This is a genomic window from Nocardia coubleae NBRC 108252, from assembly GCF_001612805.1.
In the GTDB taxonomy this organism is placed as follows: Bacteria; Actinomycetota; Actinomycetes; order Mycobacteriales; family Mycobacteriaceae; genus Nocardia; species Nocardia coubleae.
In genome coordinates, this window is sequence record NZ_BDBD01000018.1 from 138,967 (window position 1) to 158,234 (window position 19,268).

The following is a 19,268-nucleotide window of genomic DNA, read 5'->3' on the forward strand; positions in this document are numbered from 1 at the left end:
ACGAGGTGCGTGCATGACCGGGCAGCGGCGAGTCGACTCCGGCGATCGGATGGGGCTGTCGTGACCAGGGCGTCGCGGGCGTCCGGTACCCGAGCCAGGCAGCGGGGCAAGACGCTGCCGCAACTGCTGTCCGTCGCGGTGGAGTCCAATCCGGGTGGGGTGGCGCTGAGCTGGTCCGACGGTGTGTCGGCGCCGGTTCGCCTGACCTACGGCGAACTCGACGAGCGCGCCAACCGGTTGGCCCGGTTGCTGATCGAGCGTGGGGTCGGTCCCGAGGACGTGGTCGCCGTCGGCATCGGCCGCTCACCGGAGTCGGTGCTCGCCATGTGGGCGGTGACCAAGGCCGGTGCGGCCTTCCTGCCCGTCGACCCGAACTACCCGCAGGCGCGGGTGTCGCACATGCTCGCCGACGCGGGCGCGGTGGTCGGGCTGTCGATGTCGGCGGCCGTCGATCGCCTGCCCGGCACCGTCGACTGGTTGTGCCTGGACGATCCCTCGGTGCGCCGCGCCGCCGAGGAACACCCCGGCGACCCCGTGACCTTCGCCGATCGGGTGCGCCCGCTGCGGCTGCAGCATCCCGCCTACGTGGTGTACACCTCCGGCTCGACCGGTCTGCCCAAGGGCGTCGTGGTGACCCACGCCGGTCTCGCCGGGTACTGCGCCGAGCAACGCGCCCACTACGGCATCGAACCCACCTCGCGCACTCTGCATTTCGCGTCGCCGTCGTTCGACGCCGCCGTGCTGGAACTGCTGATGGCCGTCGGTGCGGGGGCGACCATGGTGATCGCGCCCGCGGGCATCCTCGGCGGTGCCGAGCTGGCCGAGGTGCTGCGCCGCGAGTCGGTGACGCACATGTTCATCACCACCGCCGCCCTCGCCTCGCTCGATCCCACCGGGCTGGACGAACTGGCCGTGGTCACCACCGGTGGTGAGGCGTGCCCGCCGGATCTGATCCGCCGCTGGGCCACCGGCACCCGGCGTTTCCACGATTGCTACGGGCCGACCGAGACCACGATCGTCACCAATATCAGTGCGCCGCTGGAGATCGGCGACACGGTGAACATCGGTGCCCCGCTGCGTGGGGTCACCGAGTACGTGCTCGACGAACGCCTCGTCCGCGTGCCCGACGGCATGATCGGTGAGCTGTACATCGCGGGTAACGGGCTGGCGCGCGGCTACCACCGCAGGCCCGCACTCACCGCGTCCAGATTCGTCACCGATCCCTTCGACCCGGCGGGCGGACGCATGTACCGCACCGGTGACCTGGTGCGCAGACGACCCGACGGCGCCATCGAATTCGTGGGCCGCAACGACTTCCAGGTGAAGGTGCGCGGATTCCGCATCGAGCTCGGCGAGATCGACACCGTGCTCACCGCGCACGAGTCCGTCGACTTCGCGGTGACCGTCGGCCACGAACTCGACAACGGCACAACGATCCTCGCCGCCTACGTGCATGCCGCGCCGGGTTTCTCGATCGATCTCGACGATGTGCTCGCCCACGCCAAGGCCGGTCTGCCCGCCCACATGGTGCCGACCGCGCTCACGGTGCTCGACACCATCCCGCTCACCCCCGTCGGCAAGCTCGACCGGGCCGCACTGCCCGCGCCGACCCTGCGCGCCGCCGAGTTCCGCAGGCCGTCCGGGGCGATGGAGGAGCTGGTCGCCGCCGTCTTCACCGACCTGCTGCACCCGGCCGACCCGATCGGCGCCGACGACGACTTCTTCGCCCTCGGTGGTAACTCCCTGCTCGCCACCCGGGTCGCGGCTCGGCTCGGCGCCGAACTGTCCACCCGTGTTCCGGCCGGGCATGTCTTCGAAAGTCCCACTGTCGCCGGGCTCGCCGCGCTGCTGGAGCCACTGAAGGGTGCGGGTGGGCACGCGCCGCTCACCCGGCGTGGCCGGCCCGAGCTGATCCCGCTCTCGCCCGCACAGCGGCGGATGTGGTTCCTCAACCAGTTCGACCCGAACTCCACGGCCGAGACGATCCCGTTCGCCCTGCGCCTGACCGGACCGTTCGACGCGCACGCGCTGTACGCGGCGTTGTCGGATCTGGTCGGTAGGCACGAATCCCTGCGCACCTGGTACCCGGTGCTCACCGCCGGTGAAACCGCCGACGGCGACGGTGTGGCGGAAGGTGTCGGGCACCAGGTGATCCTGCCCGCCTCCGAAGCGGTGCCCGAGGTGCTCGTCGACAGCCTGTCCGAGGACGAATTGCCGCTCTGGCTGGCCGAATTCGCCGCCAAGGGCTTCGATGTGGCGGCCGGAGTGCCGCTGCGGGTGGCGCTGGCCGAACTCGGCCCGCGCGATCATGTGGTCGCGATCGCCCTGCACCACATCACCGCCGACGGTGCCTCCATCACCCCACTGCTGCGCGACCTGCTCGGCGCCTACCTGGCTCGGCGCAACCGGTCCCGGCCCAGCTGGGCGCCCCTGCCGGTGCAGTACGCCGACTACACGCTGTGGCATCGCGAACTGCTCGGCGCCGAGGACGATCCCGACTCGCTCGCCGCCGCCCAGATCGCCTTCTGGCGCAATACGCTCGCCGCCCTGCCCGACCGCCTCGACATGCCGACCGACCGCCCGCGGCCGCCCGTATTCACCGGTCGCGGTGCGGAATTCGGCTTCCAGATCCCGGCCGCCGTGCACACCGCGCTCGCCGACCTGGCCCAACGCACCGGCACCTCGGAGTTCATGGTCGTGCACGCCGCGCTCGCGGTGCTGCTGAGCCGGGTGGCCCACACCGACGACATCGCCATCGGCACCCCGGTGGCCGGGCGTGGTGCCCGCGAACTCGACGACCTGATCGGCATGTTCGTCAACACCCTGGTCCTGCGCACCCAGGTGGACCAGCGGGCGAGCTTCCTCGAGCTGCTGCGGGCGACCAAACGCGCCGACCTGGCCGCCTTCGCCCACGCCGACCTGCCCTTCGAACGGCTCGTCGAACTGCTCGACCCGGTGCGCTCGCAGGCGCATCATCCGCTGTTCCAGGTGGCCCTGTTCTTCCAGAACCTCGACCTGCCGACGCTGCGGCTGCCCGGCATGGAAGTGGCACCGGTCGAATTCGGTGGCACGGTCGCGCGTTTCGATCTGCAACTGACCGTCGTGCCCGGCACCGATCCGGCCGAACCGATGGCGGCGCTGTTCACCTACGCCACCGATCTGTTCGACGCGGAGTCCATCGAGAACCTGGCCGGACGCTTCACCCGCCTGCTCTCGGCGGTGACCGCCGAGCCGTCGCTGAGTGTGGCCGAGATCGACCTGCTCACCGACGACGAACGCCACCAGAGCATCGTCGCCTGGAACGACACCACCCACCCGGTGGCGCCGGAGCTCGTGCTCGACGCCTATCGCCGTGCGGTGCAGGCACATCCGTCGGCGACGGCGCTGGTGTACGAGGGTGTCGCGCTCACCTATCGGCAGTTCGACGAGCGGGTCAACGCGCTGGCCCGTGTGCTGATCGGCGCGGGCGTCGGACCGGAAAGCCTTGTCGGACTGGCTGTTCGGCGCTCGCCGGAACTGGTTATCGGCATGTACGCGGTGCTCACCGCCGGTGGCGCCTACGTGCCGCTCGACCCCGATCATCCGGCCGACCGCATCGCCTACATCCTCGACACCGCCCGTCCCGCCTGCGTGCTGAGCACTCGCGCCGACGCCACAGCCCTCCCCACGGGAGTCGACGTGGTGCTGGTCGACGAACTCGACACCACCGGTGTGTCCGTCGAACCGGTGCGCCCCGAGGAACTCCTCGCTCCGCTGCACCCCGAGCACCCCGCCTACGTCATCTTCACCTCCGGTTCCACCGGCAAGCCCAAGGGCGTGCTGATCTCGCATGCCGCCATCCACAACCAGCTGGTGTGGATGCTGGCGAAATACCCCCTGGTCCTGGGCGACGTCTACCTCCAGAAGACCGCGACCACCTTCGACGTGTCCCTCTGGGGTTACTTCCTCCCGCTGCGCGTGGGGGCCACTCTGCTGCTGGCGACCCCCGACGGCCACCGCGATCCGGCGTACCTCATCGATCTCATCGACACCCACCGCGTCACCGTCACCGACTTCGTCCCGTCGATGCTCACGGTCTTCGCGGCACAGGCCCGCGCCGGTCGGCCGGAAATCGACTCCGTGGCGAGCGCGTCGGCACGTGGTGAAGGCGCTTCCGGTGTGGTCGTCGACGCCGCGCAAGCCTCGGCCGGATCCGGCGACTCGGCACCGCCGCGACGTGCGCCGGGTGGGCTGCCGCAGCGCGTGCCCGGGAATTCCGCAGGGCTCCAAGGTGGTCCGGCGCGCGTGGCGACGGGTGATGCCGGTGAGGCTTCGCCCGGGCTCGGTGGCTCGACGCAGTCCGGTTCGGGTTCTCGACAGGCGCACGGTCTGGGTGGTCCGGCGTCGACGGCTCCGGCGGGATCCGTCGGGGATCGTGTCACCCGTGAGCGGCTGTTGCGTTCGGCGCTGGCTACCGCGCCCGCTCAGGAGGACGAGCCGCCGGCGTGGTCGCTGCGGGCCGCGCGGACGTCGGTCAACCCGCTCCCCGGGCCGGTCGATGCGCAGCCTGCCAGCCTGTCGACATTGCGCGACGTGTTCGTGATCGGTGAGGCGTTGCCGCCGGAAACCGTCGATGCCATGGCCGAGGTGTGTTCGGCGCGGTTGCACAATCTGTACGGGCCGACCGAGGCGGCTGTCTCGGTGACCTACTGGCCCGCCAGGGCGGGGGAGCGGTCGGTGCCGATCGGCCTGCCGCAGTGGAACACTCGCGTGTACGTGCTCGACGAGCGGCTGCGGCCGGTGCCGCCCGGCGTCGCGGGTGAGCTCTATCTCGCGGGTGACCAGCTCGCGCGCGGGTATGTCGCGCGGTCCGGTCTCACCGCCGACCGGTTCGTCGCCGACCCGTTCGCCGCCGATTTCGGTGGTTCGGTGACCGGCGCCCGCATGTACCGCACCGGTGACCTGGTGGTGTGGCGCAGGCCGACCGCGGGCGAGCCCCAGCGGCTCGACTACCTGGGACGCATCGACTTCCAGGTGAAGTTCCGTGGCCAGCGCATCGAACTCGGCGAGATCGAAACCGCCCTGCTGGCAAGCGAATCCGTGAGCCAGGCGGTGGCGGTGGTCGCCGCGACGGAACTGGGCGATCAGCTGGTGGCCTATGTGGTTCCGGCGCCCGGCCGCGCCGCCGACCCGGATCGTCTGTTGGCCTCGGTCTCCAAAACCCTTCCGGCGTACATGGTTCCGGCCGCCATCACGGTGCTCGACGAATTGCCACTCAACCCGAGCGGCAAACTCGACCGTAAAGCGCTGCCCGCACCGCATTTCACCACGCGCGCCTTCCGCGCCCCGGCGACCGCGGCTGAGAAGCTGATCGCCGCGCTCTACGGTGAAGTGCTGGGACGCAAGGACATCGGCGCCGACGACGATTTCTTCGCCCTCGGCGGAAACTCCCTGGTCGCCACCCGGCTGGTCGCCCGTCTCGGTGCCGCCACCGGCAGCCGCATCCCCGTGCGCACCCTGTTCGAGCACCCGACGGTCGCGGCGCTGGCCGCCACCGTCGACCCGGCCGCCGTCGACGCGACGGCGGACACCGTCTCCACCCTCGGCAGCCTGGACCGCCCGGCCGAACTCCCGCTGTCACCGGCCCAGCGCCGCATGTGGTTCCTCAACCGCTTCGACCAGGGCGCCACCGGCGACGGCACCGCCGCCTACAACCTCCCCTTCGCCCTGCGCCTCACCGGCAACCTGGACGCCGCGGCCCTCACCACGGCGTTGCATGACGTCCTGACCCGCCACGAAGTCCTGCGCACCGTCTACCCCGACACCGACGACGGCCCGATCCAGCGGATCCTGCCCGCCGACGAGGTCGACCTCGGCATCACGGTCCACCGCATCGGCGAACCCGCCGACCCCTTCGTCACCACCAAGCTCCCCATCGTGAACGCTGCCGCCGATGCGGGCGCACCCGATGCGGCCGGGCGGCCCTTCGTCCGTTCTGGCGACCGTTCGCTACCGGGCGGCGACGGAAGCCGACACCTCGGCGAGGGCAGCGCCCCGTTCGCCGGTGCGGATCACCCGACCTCCGGCGTTTCCGGCTTCGAGGACGATCGGCCCGCCGGTGTGGGGACCGCCGAGTCCGGGTCAGGCGCGGAGCTGGTCGAGCAGATCACCGCACTGGCTTCGACCGCCTTCGATGTGACGACCGAGGTGCCCTTGCGGGTGCGGTTGTTCGAGGTGACCGGTGTCGATCCGGACGCGCCGACGGAATACGTGCTCGCGGTGGTGGTGCACCACATCGCGGCCGACGCCTCGTCGATGGCGCCACTGGTGCGCGATATGACCACCGCCTATCTCGCACGGGCGGCCGGGCACGCGCCCGACTGGGCGAGCTTGCCGGTGCAGTACGCAGACTACGCGCTGTGGCAGGTGGACCGGCTGGGTGCCGAAAGCGACCCCGAATCGCTTGCCGCGCAACAGGTTGCCTTCTGGCAGGCGGAACTGTTCGGGCTGCCGGACCTGCTCGAGCTGCCCGCCGATCGCCCGCGCCCCGCCGTCGCCTCGCTCGCGGGTGACCGGGTGCCGGTGCGGATCGACGCCGACACCCACGCCGGGCTCGCGCGGATCGCGCAGCAGACCGGATCGACGGTCTTCATGGTGCTGCACACCGCCTTCGCCGTGCTGCTCGCGCGGCTGGCCGGTACCGCCGACGTGGCGGTCGGGACACCCGTCGCCGGCCGCGGGGAACGCGAACTCGACGATCTGATCGGCATGTTCGTCAACACCGTCGTCCTGCGCACCCGCTACGACGGGAGCGCGGCCTTCACCGACCTGCTCGCCGACCAGCGCTCCCGCGATCTGGCCGCCTTCGCCGCCGCCGATGTGCCCTTCGAACGGCTCGTGGAGGTCCTCGACCCGCCGCGGTCCACGGCACGTCACCCGCTGTTCCAGGTCGGCCTGTCCTTCCAGAACGTGGACCACACCACCCTCGAACTGCCGGGTCTGCGGATCGCCCCGGTGCCCGCGGATCTCGCGGTCTCGCAATTCGACCTGCACCTGATCGTCGGTGACGGGTACGCCGAGGACGGCAGCCCCACCGGCATCGAAGGGTTCTTCACCTACGCCACCGACCTGTTCGACGCCGCCACCGTGGCCGGGTTCGCCGAGCGGCTGAACCTGCTGCTCGAGGCGATCGTGCGTGACCCGGCCCGGGTGGTCGGCGATGTCGATCTGCGCACGGCCGTCGAGCGGTCGAGCGAGATCGTCAGCGGTGCCGCCGATCTCGCGATGCCGACCGGCACCCTCGCCGATCTGCCCGCCTCGGCGCGGCCCGAAGCGATCGCCCTCGTCGCGGACCTGCCGGAGGGCCGTCTCGAACTGACCTATGCCGAGTTCGAGGCGCGCGCGAATCGCCTTGCCCGCCATCTGATCTCGCTCGGTGTCGGCCCGGAGTCGCTGGTCGCGCTCGCCCTGCCCCGTTCGGTGGACCTGGTTGTCGCCATGTACGCGGTGGCTCGTTCCGGCGGCGCCTACGTGCCGATCGACCCGGATCAACCCGCCGACCGCACCGACTACATCCTGCACACCGCGGCCCCGATCTGCGTGCTCTCCAACGGTTTCCGCACGGACGCGGCGCCCGTGGTCCGGGTGGACCATCCGGCGGTGCAGTCCGCCGATCCGTCCCCGGTGACCGATGCGGATCGTCGGGCGCCGCTGCGTCCGGAGAACACGGCCTACGTCATCTTCACCTCCGGATCCACCGGACGACCCAAAGGTGTCGCGGTCCCGCACGCGGCAGTGGTCAACCAATTGCAGTGGCTTCGTGCCGAATTCGAGACGACCGCGGCCGACGCGTTCCTGCTGAAGACGCCCGCCACCTTCGACCTCTCGGTGTGGGAGTTCTGGTCGGCGGCCGTCTGCGGTGGCCGCCTGGTGATCGCCGCACCCGACGGGCACCGCGATCCGGCCTACCTGGACGCGCTCATCGCCGACGCGAATGTCACCACACTCACGGCGGTGCCCTCGCTGCTCGACACCCTCGTCGGCTACTGGGAGGCGACCGCGCCACCCCTGCGCCGCATCCTGGCGATCGGCGAAACGCTGCCCGCCGCGCTGGCACAGCGGCTGCTGAATACCTTGCCGGACACCAGGATCGACAACCTCTACGGTCCCACCGAGGCCGCCGTCTCGATCACCGACCACCGGGTGACTTCCGCCGATACCGAGACCGTCCCCATCGGCACGCCCGAGTGGAACAGCCGCGTCTACGTGCTCGACGAGCGCCTGCGTCCCGTCCCACCCGGCGTGCGTGGCGAGCTGTACCTCGGTGGCGTCCAGCTGGCCAGGGGTTACCTGCGCAAACCGGCCCTCACCGCCGAACGTTTCCTGGCCGACCCCTTCCAGCCGGGTGCCCGCATGTACCGCACCGGCGACCTGGTCGTCCGCACGCCCGCGAACAGCGCGACCCATGGCGAACTGATCTACCTGGGCCGCACCGACTTCCAGGTCAAGGTCCGTGGCTTCCGGGTGGAACCCGGCGAGGTCGAAGCCGCGCTCCTCGCCCTCCCACAGGTCGCGCAAGTCGCCGTCCTGGCACGCACCGACGCCCACTACGGCGACCGCCTCGTCGCGTACGTGGTGCCGGCGGACTCCCGCGCGGCCGAAGGTGGAGACATCACCCAGGCGTCCGGCGGCACCGCCCCTGGGGCGAGCGCGCACCCGGCTGTCGCCGGCACCCGCTCCGAATCGGCTGCCGGCCGTGCCGCACCTTTCGGTGCCGGGGCCGCCGAGAACTCGGTCGCGGGCGCGGCTTTCACTGCGCAGGTCGGGGACGGCACGGCATCCGCCCCAGCCATTCGCCCGGAACTCGATGTGGCGCAGGTCAAGTCCGCGCTGCGGGAGAAGTTGCCCGCGTACCTGGTGCCCGAGGCATTCGTGGTGCTCGATGCGCTGCCGCGCACCGTCAACGGCAAGCTGGACCGCGCTGCGCTGCCCGCACCGGTCTTCGAATCCGCCGCTTTCCGGGCGCCGACGACGCCTACGGAGCAGTTGATCGCCGGGGTCTACGCCGACATCCTCGGGGTGGACGACGTCGGTGCCGATGACGACTTCTTCGCCCTCGGCGGCAACTCTCTGCTCGCGACCCGTGCGGCCGCCCGCATCGCCGAGGCGTTGAACCGCGCGGTGGGCGTGCGACTGCTGTTCGAGGCCCCGACGGTCACCGAACTCGCGCTGCGGGTGCACCGGGCCGACGAATTGTCGACCGCGCGCCCGGTCGCGGGACCACGCCCGGCCGAAGTGCCGCTGTCGCTGGCCCAGCAGCGCATGTGGCTGCTCAACCAGCTCGACCCCGACGCGACCGCCTACAACATCCCCGCCGCCATCCGCCTCACCGGCACCCTCGACCTGCCCGCCCTCGAGGCCGCCGTCCGCGACCTTTTCACCCGCCACGAAGTCCTGCGCACCCGCTACCCGGCGACCCCGCACGCTCGGTTCCGGCAGCCTGCGGCGCTCACCAGGGGAACCGCCGCCGGGCAACCGGCGACCGGTGCGTCGGTGGATGCCACCACAGCGCACCGTGGCACGGGAACGGCTGGGCAACCTGCGACCGGTGCGTCGGCGGGCGCCAGCACAGCACATCGTGGCACGGGGACGGCTGGGCGACCTGCGACCGGTGCGTCGGTGGGCGCCAGCACAGCGCATCGCGGCACGGGGACGGCTGGGCAACCGGCGACCGGTGCGTCGGCGGGCGCCACGGCCGGGCTCGGCGCCGAACGGGAAGGCTGGGACCGGCCCGTGCAAGAGGTGCTGGCACCGGGCGCGGTCGAACTCGACCTCACACCTGTACCGGTCACCGCCGACGACGTGCTCGCCGAAGTGCGGTGCACCGCCTCGACCGGATTCGATGTCACCGCCGCGCCACCGGTCCGGTTGCGTCTGCTCCGGCTGAGTGTCGACGAACACGTGCTGGTGTTCGTCGCGCATCACATCGCCGCCGACGGCTTCTCGATGGGCCCACTCACCAGGGACCTGGTGCTCGCCTACATCGCGCGCACCTCGGGTGCCGCGCCCGCGTGGACGCCCCTGCCCCTCCAGTACGCCGATTACGCGGTGTGGCAACGCGATACGCTCGGCGACGAGGCGGACCCGTCATCGATCGCCGCGAACCAGCTCGCCTACTGGACCACCGAACTCGCCGACCTCCCCGACGAGATCGACCTGCCGACCGACCGGCCACGCCCAGCGGTGCAGTCCTTCGCCGGTGCCACAACAGGTTTCGACATCGATGCCGACCTGCACGCCGGACTCGCCGCACTGGCACGGCGGGAAGGCGTCACCCTGTTCATGGTGGTGCAGGCCGCGCTCGCCACCCTCCTGGCCCGCCTGTCCGACACCGACGATGTCGCCATCGGCACCCCGATCGCCGGTCGCGGCGCGCGCGAACTCGACGACCTCGTCGGCATGTTCGTCAACACCCTCGTGCTGCGCAGCCGCATCGCGGGCGACGAACCGTTCACCGCGCTGCTGGCCGCAACCCGCGACACCGACCTGCGCGCCTTCGCCCACGCCGACGTCCCGTTCGAGCGGGTCGTCGACGCGGTCCAACCGGCCCGCTCGACCAGCAGGCACCCCCTGTTCCAGGTGGCGCTGTCGTTCGAGAACCTCGCGCCGGTGACCGTGGAACTGCCCGGTCTCGCCGTGCACGCCCTCGACGCCCGCACCGACGACGCCAAGTTCGACCTGCTGCTCACCGTGCGCGAACAGCAGCGCAACGGCGGCATGTACGCCGAATTCACCTACGCCACCGACCTGTTCGACGAATCGACGGTGCGTACTCTCGGTGGCCGTTTCACCCGCCTGCTGGCTGCCGTCGCCGCGGACCCCACCGCGCCCGTCGGCGATATCGACCTGCTCGACGAGCGGGAACTCGCCGCGCAGACCACCTTCGCGGGCCCACCCGCCGCGCCCGCGCGCACCCTCGCCCAGCTCATGGGCGACGCGGTCCGTGCCAACCCGTCGGGAATCGCACTGCGCGGCGAAGGACGCGGCTTCACCTACACCGACCTCGACGCGGCCGCCAACCAGTTGGCCCGTGCGCTCATCGCCCGTGGCGCGGGCCCGGAAGTGCCGGTGGCCGTCGCCATCCGGCGATCAGTGGAATCCGTGCTCGCGCTGTGGGCCATCGCCCGCACCGGCGCGGTGATCGTGCCGATCGACCCCGGCTACCCCCGCGACCGGATCGCGCACATGGTCGCCGATTCGGGTGCGACCCTCGGCGTCACCCTGGCCGCCGAACTGGCCGACCTGCCCGCGTTGCCCGCCGCCGGTGGCTGGGTGGCGCTCGACGACCGCGCGTTCACCGCCGAGGTCGCGGCCAATCCCGGTGTCGGGCTGCGTGAGATCGAGCTGCTCGGCACCGCGCGCCCGGGCGGCGCGGCGTACATGATCTACACCTCCGGGTCGACCGGTCTGCCCAAGGGCGTCGTGGTCACCCATGCCGGTGTCGCCAACTTCTGCGCCGAACAGGTCGAGCGCTACCGGCTCGACAAGTCCACGCGCGCACTGGCATTCGCCTCGCCGTCGTTCGACGCGTCCATGCTGGAACTGCTGCTCGCCCTCGGCGGCGCGGGCACCCTTGTCCTCACCCCGGCCGACACCGTGGTCGGCACCGACCTGACCGAACTGATCCGCACGGAAGGGGTGACCCATGCCAACCTCACCCCGACCGTGCTCGCCACCCTCGAACCCGAGGACCTGCCCGACCTGCGCGTCCTGAGCGTCGGCGGCGAGCACCTGCCCGCCGAGCTCGCCGCCCGCTGGGACACGCTGCCGCAGCGTCGCGTGCACAACGCCTACGGCCCCACCGAGGCGACCATCGCCGTCACGCTCAGCGCACCGCTGCACGGCACCGACGTGAACATGGGTGGCCCGATCCGTGGCGTCCGCGCACTGATCCTCGATCCGCGCCTGCACCCGGTGCCCGAAGGCGCCACCGGCGAGCTCTACGTGGGCGGTATCCAGCTGGCGCGCGGCTACCATCAGCGCGCGGGCCTCACCGCCGCCCGCTTCGTCGCCGATCCGCACGGTCCGGCCGGTGCCCGCCTCTACCGCACCGGCGACCTCGTCCGCCGCCGCGGCGACGTGCTGGAATACCTGGGCCGCAACGACTTCCAGGTGAAGATCCGTGGTCTGCGCATCGAACTCGGCGAGATCGATGCCGTGCTGGCCGCCGCACCCGGCGTCAGCTGGGTCAGCACGATGGGCCGCGACAACGGTGCCGGATCGACCATGCTCGTGTCCTATGTGCAAGGCACCGATCTGGAACCGAGCGCACTCACCGCCGCCGCCGCCGAGGCGCTGCCGGACTACATGGTGCCCGCCGCCGTCGTCGTACTCGACGAACTGCCGCTCACCCCGAGCGGCAAACTCGACCGCCGCGCCCTGCCCGACCCGGTGCTCGGCCGCCGCGAGTTCCGGCCACCGCGCAGCTCCGCCGAACGCGCCGTCGCCCGCGTGATCGGTGAGGTGCTCGGCCACGACCGGGTCGGTGTGGACGACGACTTCTTCGCCCTCGGCGGCGACAGCATCACCGCCATCCAGGTGGTGTCGCGGGCCGCCGACGCCGGCGTCACCCTGCGCCCGCGCGACCTGTTCGCCGCGCGCACCGTCGGCGCCCTCGCCGAGCGCGCGCAACTCACCGCCGAGGCGACCACCCGGACCGGCGCCCTGCCGCTCACCGCCACCGCCGCCCAGCTCCTGGAAGCGGGGGAGCAGGCCGTCGAACCACGCGCCCTGCTGCTCGACGTGCCCGCCGACTGCCCCGACGAGGCCGTCGCCGCCGTCGCGGCCGCGGTGATGAACCAGCACCCCATGCTGTGGGCGGTCCTCGACCGCACCGAATCCGACCCGGTACTGCGCATCCCCCCGGCCGCGGAACGCACCGGTGGTGCCTTCCGCAGGCTGGCCGGTGAGGACGGCGAGGCGTCGCTGCCCGTGGACGACATCGTCGCCGCCGCGGCCGCCGCGCTCGACCCCGACGAGGGTCGCAACATCCACTTCATCCTCACCGGCGACGGCCCGTCCACCCTCGTCGTGGTCGCCAATGCGCTCGTGCTGGACGAGGTTTCCTGGCGCGCCGTGGTCGACCAGCTCACCACCGCGTGGAGCCGGGGCCGTCACGCCGCACCCTCGGCCCCCGACGCGGGTCTCGACGACCTGATCCGTCGCCTGGCCGACTACCCGTCCTCGCCCGCCGCCCGCGCCGAACGCGAGTACTGGCACCGCGCCGTGCGCGCCAGGACGGCCGATTCGGGTGACCTGCGCCAGCGCCGCCGGGTTTCGCTGAGCATCACCGGCGAGGGCACCGCCGCCGTCGGCACCGTCGCCGAGGCCTACCGCGCCACGGTCGACGAGGTGCTGCTCACCGCCGTCGCCCTCGCACTGCACACCGCCGCCGATTCGGCGGCCGTCCGCGCGATCGGCAGCGTCGTCCGGCTGCGTGCCGACCAGCGCGTCCTCGGACGGCACGACGCCCAGAACGTGGTCGGCGGATTCACCACCGACTTCCCGCTCGCGCTTCGCCTCGACGGCGTGGACCCGGCCGACGCGCTCGTCGGCGGCCCCGCCGCGGGCACGGCACTGTCCCAGATCAAGGAACTGTGCCGCACGGTCCCGGCCGGCGGCGCCGGCTTCGGACTGCTGCGCTACCTCGACGCCGACGCGGCCGACACCGTGCGCACCGTCGACCGCGGCCGCTTCGCGGTCCGGGTGCGCGACCTGCGACCCGCCCGCGTTCACACGGACGTGGCCGTCGACGATCTGGTTCTCGTGCTCACCGTCGACGCCACCGCCGACGGCATGGTCGCCCGCTTCGACTACGCCGCGACGGTTCTCGACGCCGACGCGGTGAAGCACTTCGCCGAGCACTGGATCCGCGCACTCGGCGGACTCGCCGAACACGGCCTGCGCCCCGACGCGGGGGGATTCACCCCGTCGGACTTCGCCCTGGTCCGCCTCGGCCAGACCGAACTCGACCGCCTGGTGCGCCGCTACCCCCGGCTCAGCGACATCTGGCCGGTGACACCGCTGCAGTCCGGAATGCTGTTCCACGCCCTGCTCGCCGAGAACTCGGTCGACCCCTACATCACCCAGATCGTCCTCGACCTCGACCCGTCCGTCGACACCGAACGCCTGCACACCGCCGCCCAGACCGTGCTCGACCGGCACGACAACCTGCGCGTCGCCTTCGCCACCGATCCGGCCGGCACACCGCTGCAGGTGGTCATCGACGACGTGGACGTGCCGTGGCAGGTGATCGATGCCGACGAAGCCACCTACGAGCGCATCCGAAGTGCCGACCTGGCAACCCATTTCGACATGGCGGTCGCGCCGCAGCTGCGTTTCACCCTGGTGCGCACACCCCAGCGCGCCCACCTGGTGGTGACCAGCCACCACATCCTCATCGACGGCTGGTCGATGCCGCTGCTGCTGCAGGAGCTGCTCGCCGCCTACACCGTCGGGCGCACCCGTCGTCTGCCGAAACCGGCGCCCTACCGCGACTACCTGGCCTGGCTCACCGAACAGGATCTCGACGCCGCCCGCCAGGCCTGGCGTGGCGCGCTCACCGGCCTGGCCGAACCGACTCCGCTGGCCCCGGTCGAGAAGGGCCGCGAAATCGCTTCGGGCACCGGGGAAACCGGCTTCGCGCTCACACCCGCCGATACCGCGGCCCTGACCCGGCTCGCCGCCGACCTCGGCGTCACGGTGAACACCGTGGTCCAGGCGGCCTGGGGTCTGCTCATCGCCCGCCTCGTCGATCGCGACGACGTGGTGTTCGGCGCGACCGTGTCGGGCAGGCCCGCCGCGCTGCCCGGCGTGGAGCGCATGGTCGGGCTGTTCCTCAACGCCATCCCCGTGCGGGTGCGGGTGCGGCCCGAGCACACCGTCGCCGAGCTGCTGCGGACCCTGCAGGACGAGCAGGCCGCCCTGTTCGACTACCACTACCTCGGTCTCGGTGAGATCCAGGAGATCGTCGGTGTCGACGCGCTGTTCGATTCGCTCGTCGTGTTCGAGTCGTTCCCCGTCGACCGGGCGGCGATCGACCGGGCCGCCAGCGGGTCGGCCACCATCACCGGCCTCGACGCGACCAACGGCACCCACTACCCGCTCACCGTGCAGGTGGTGGCTGGCGAACAACTGCGCGTGTCGGTGAAGTACCTGCGCGACGTGTTCGACGCCTACACCGCACACCTGCTGTCCCAACGGTTCTCACTGCTGCTGGCCCGCTTCACCGCCGACCCGCAGTCCCGCCTCGGCGCACTCGACGTGCTGCTCGCCGACGAACGCGGCACCCTCACCGCGCTCAACGCCACCGACGCACCGGAACTGCTCGACGAGTCGACGCTGCTGACGCTGTTCGACGCCCAGGTGGCCCGCACGCCCGACGCGGTCGCGGTGATCGACGGCGAGAACAGCTACACCTACGAGCAATTCGACGCCAGGTCACGGAAACTGGCCGCCACGCTGAGCGCGCTCGGAGCCGGTCCGGAGGTGCTGATCGCGGTCGCCATGCGTCGCGGTATCGACCTCGTCACCAGCATCTACGCGGTGTTGCGCACGGGAGCGGCCTACGTCCCGGTCGACCCGGACCATCCGGCCGAACGCACCGAACGCGTGCTCGCCGCCGCGGCACCGCTGTGTGTGCTCACGACCACGGATACCGGGTACCGTAGCAGCGCAAGGGTTATCGAGATCGACACCCTCGCCCCCGATTCCGCCCCGTTGGCCCAACCGGCACCGGACAACCTCGCCTATGTGATCCACACTTCCGGTTCCACCGGAAAACCCAAGGGCGTCATGCTGACCCACCGTCAGCTCGTCGCCCAGTTCCGCTGGGCGCAACGCGACTACCTGCACAGCCCCGGCGATGTGGTGCTGCACAAGACACCGGTCACCTTCGACATCTCCACCTGGGAACTGCTGTGGCCGTTGCAGACCGGTGCGGCGGTGGTCATCGCCCGGCCGGACGGTCATCGCGACCCCGACTACCTCGCCGAGGTCATCACCGAGCATTCCGTCACCACCGTGCACTTCGTGCCGTCCATGCTCGACGCCTTCCTGACCGACCGCCGGGCGGGCCAACTGCCCTCGCTGCGACGGGTGTTCGCCGCGGGTGAGGCACTGCAGGCAGCGACCGCGCGCCGGTTCGCCGAGGTGCTCCCCGGCGCCGACCTCGTCAACTGGTACGGCCCGGCCGAGGCCACCGTCGTCACGGCGACCGAAGTGACTGCGGCCGAGCGCATTCCGATCGGCGAACCGGTCGCCAACACTCGCGTCCACGTGCTCGACCGGCACCTGCGGCCGGTCCCGCCCGGCATCGCGGGCGAGCTGTACCTCGAAGGCGTGCAGCTGGCGCGTGGGTACCTCGCCGCGCCCGCGCTCACCGCCGAACGGTTCGTCGCCCACCCGGGCGGCGGCAGGCTCTACCGCACCGGCGACGTGGTCCGCCTCGACGCCGACGGCGCACTGGAATACCTGGGGCGCAGCGACTTCCAGGTGAAACTACGGGGTCAGCGGATCGAACTCGGTGAAGTCGAAGCGGTTCTGCGCGGGCATCCGGCGGTGCGGCACGCCGCCGTCGCCCTGGTCCACGGCCCGACCGGTGACCGCCTCGTCGGCTATGTCGTCCCCGCCGAAACGCGCGCCGGGCAGCCGGGAACCGCCACCCCGGCGGCGGGCTACTCCATCGAAAGCGGCACGAGTACTGGTGGATTGGACGAAGCCGAAGTGCTGTCCTATGCCCGCACCGCGCTGCCGTCGTACATGGTTCCGGCCACGCTGGTCGTGCTCGCCGCGCTGCCGCTCAACGCCAGCGGCAAGCTCGACCGCAAAGCCCTGCCCGTCCCGGCGGCGACCACCCGGCCCTACCGGCCACCGACCACCCCGGTCCAGCGCGCGGTCGCCGAGGTCTTCGCCGAGGTGCTCGGCGCGGGCAAGGTCGGCCTCGACGACGACTTCTTCGAGCTCGGCGGCAACTCGCTCGTCGCGACCAAGGCCATCAGCAGGCTGCGCACCCGCGTCGGCGCCGACGTGCGCGTGCAGTGGTTCTTCAGCGACGCCACCGTGGCCGCGCTCGCCGAACGCATCGACGCCACCCAGGCGGGCGCCGGCGACTACGACCTCGAATCCGACGACGCCCTCGGCGTGCTGCTGCCCATCCGCAACCGGGTGCCGCACGGCACCGAGGCGGGTGGACCGCTGTTCTGCGTGCACCCGATGTACGGGCTGGCCTGGTGCTATGCCGGGCTGGCTCAATACATTCCGGCGCGCAGACCGATCTTCGGCCTGCAGTCACCCGCGCTCAGCGAGTCCGGGTATCTGCCGGGCACCCTCGCCGCCATGGCCCGCCGCTATGTCATCGAGATCAAAGCCGTCCAGCCACAGGGCCCCTACCGGCTGATGGGCTGGTCGCTCGGCGGTGTACTCGCCCACGCCGTCGCCACCGAACTGCAGGCCGACGGCGAGCAGGTGAGCCTGCTCGCCATGCTCGACTCCCACCCCGACATCGACGTCCCCGATTTCCACACCGCCGTGCGCGACGCGCTGGCCGAACTCGGGGTCGACCTGAGCGCCGCCGTGGCGACCAACGGGGTGCGCGAACTCAGCGACGAGGCGCTGGCCGCCCTGCACGCGATCATCCCGGCCAACATGGCCGTGCTCACCCCCGAGCGGGTGCGCCGCATCTATCGCAGCGCGGTGCGTTCGGCGGAACTGATCGCCGAGCACCGGCCCGCCGTATTCCGGGGCAGGCTGGAGTATTTCAGCGCCCTCGGACACGAGAAGGCGGCCGCGAACTGGGCCCGGTATGTCGACGGCGAAATCCGCGATCGGCCGGTCGCGGTGGTGCACGATCAGATGACCTCACCGCAGGCACTCGCCGAGATCGGGCCGCGACTGGCGGAACTGCTCGACGCGGGCGACCGGGCGACCGGGGCGCGATGAGGCGGCTGTGGCTGATGCGGCATGATGTGACCGCGCTGTTGTAACGATTACTACTGTTGTATCGAGTGCATAACCCGTAAGGTTCTGCCGTGGTGCAACTACGCCCCGGGAAACCGGGTGCGGACCGAGTCGGAATTCGAGACGAAGCGAAGGTGCGAAAGTGATCCGTCGGCACACCCGGCGTCGTGGCCTCCGAGCCGCGGCGATGATCGCGGCAACGGCAGTGGCCGCCGGACTGTTGTCCGGCCTCGGCATCGCACCGGCCTCGGCCGACCCGATCATCGATTCCAAGAGCCTGCTCGCCAACCCGGTCTCCGAGGACGGTTCCAAGATCGTCAAGGCCGAGGTGAAGGATTCGCGCAGCCTGCGGTTGCACGTGTACTCGGCGGCCATGGACCAGAACATCATCGTCGACGTGCAGCGGCCCGCCGACGCCTCGGTCCCGCGCCCCACCCTGTACCTGCTCAACGGTGCGGGCGGCGGCGAGGATTCGGCGTCCTGGGTCGCCAAGACCGACGCGCTGGAATTCCTGTCGGACAAGAACGTCAACGTGATCCAGCCGATCGGTGGCTCCTGGAGCTACTACACCGACTGGATCAAGGACGACCCGGTCGTCGGCCGCAACAAGTGGAAGACCTTCTTCACCGAAGAACTGCCCCCGCTCGTCGACGGCGCGCTCGGCACCAACGGGGTGAACGCCATCGCGGGTCTGTCCACCTCCGGCACCACCGTCCTCGCGCTGCCGATCGCCAAGCCGGGCCTGTACAAGGCGGCCGCGGCCTACAGCGGTTGCGCGCAGACCTCCGACCCGGTCGGTTCGGAATTCGTGAAGCTCACCGTCGAGACCTGGGGCGGCGGCGACACCATGAACATGTGGGGCCCGCAGGGCTCGGAGGAATGGGTCAAGAACGACCCGTACGTGAACGCCGAAGGTCTGCGCGGCGTGGAACTCTACGTCTCCACCGGCAACGGCCTGCCCGGACCGTACGACACCCTCAACGGCCCCTACGCGCTGCCCGGTGCCTACGGTCTGGCCAACCAGATCGTCATCGGCGGCATCATCGAGGCGGGCACCAACTACTGCACCAACAACCTGGCCAACCGGCTGAAAGAGCTGAACATCCCGGCCACCTTCAACTTCCGTCCCAACGGCACCCACTCGTGGGGCTACTGGCAGGACGAGCTGAAGCTGTCGTGGCCGACGCTGGCCCGGGGTCTCGGCCTCTAGATTCCCCACGATTCCACCCGAACCGTCCCGCTCGCGCCGTCGCGAGCGGGACGGTTCGCGTTTG

At 71.1% G+C, this 19,268-nt stretch carries 2 protein-coding genes; both read left to right on the top strand.

Features of this window, described 5'->3' with window-relative positions:
• Positions 1-9 precede the first annotated feature (9 nt).
• On the top strand, positions 10-17,976 hold the full coding sequence (locus NCO8_RS32515; RefSeq protein ID WP_439951682.1) for a non-ribosomal peptide synthetase: 17,967 nt from the start codon (positions 10-12) through the stop codon (positions 17,974-17,976).
• Between the two features lie 205 nt (positions 17,977-18,181).
• Complete coding sequence (locus NCO8_RS17830) at positions 18,182-19,204, top strand: alpha/beta hydrolase (RefSeq protein WP_067491167.1); 1,023 nt, start codon at positions 18,182-18,184, stop codon at positions 19,202-19,204.
• Positions 19,205-19,268 lie beyond the last annotated feature (64 nt).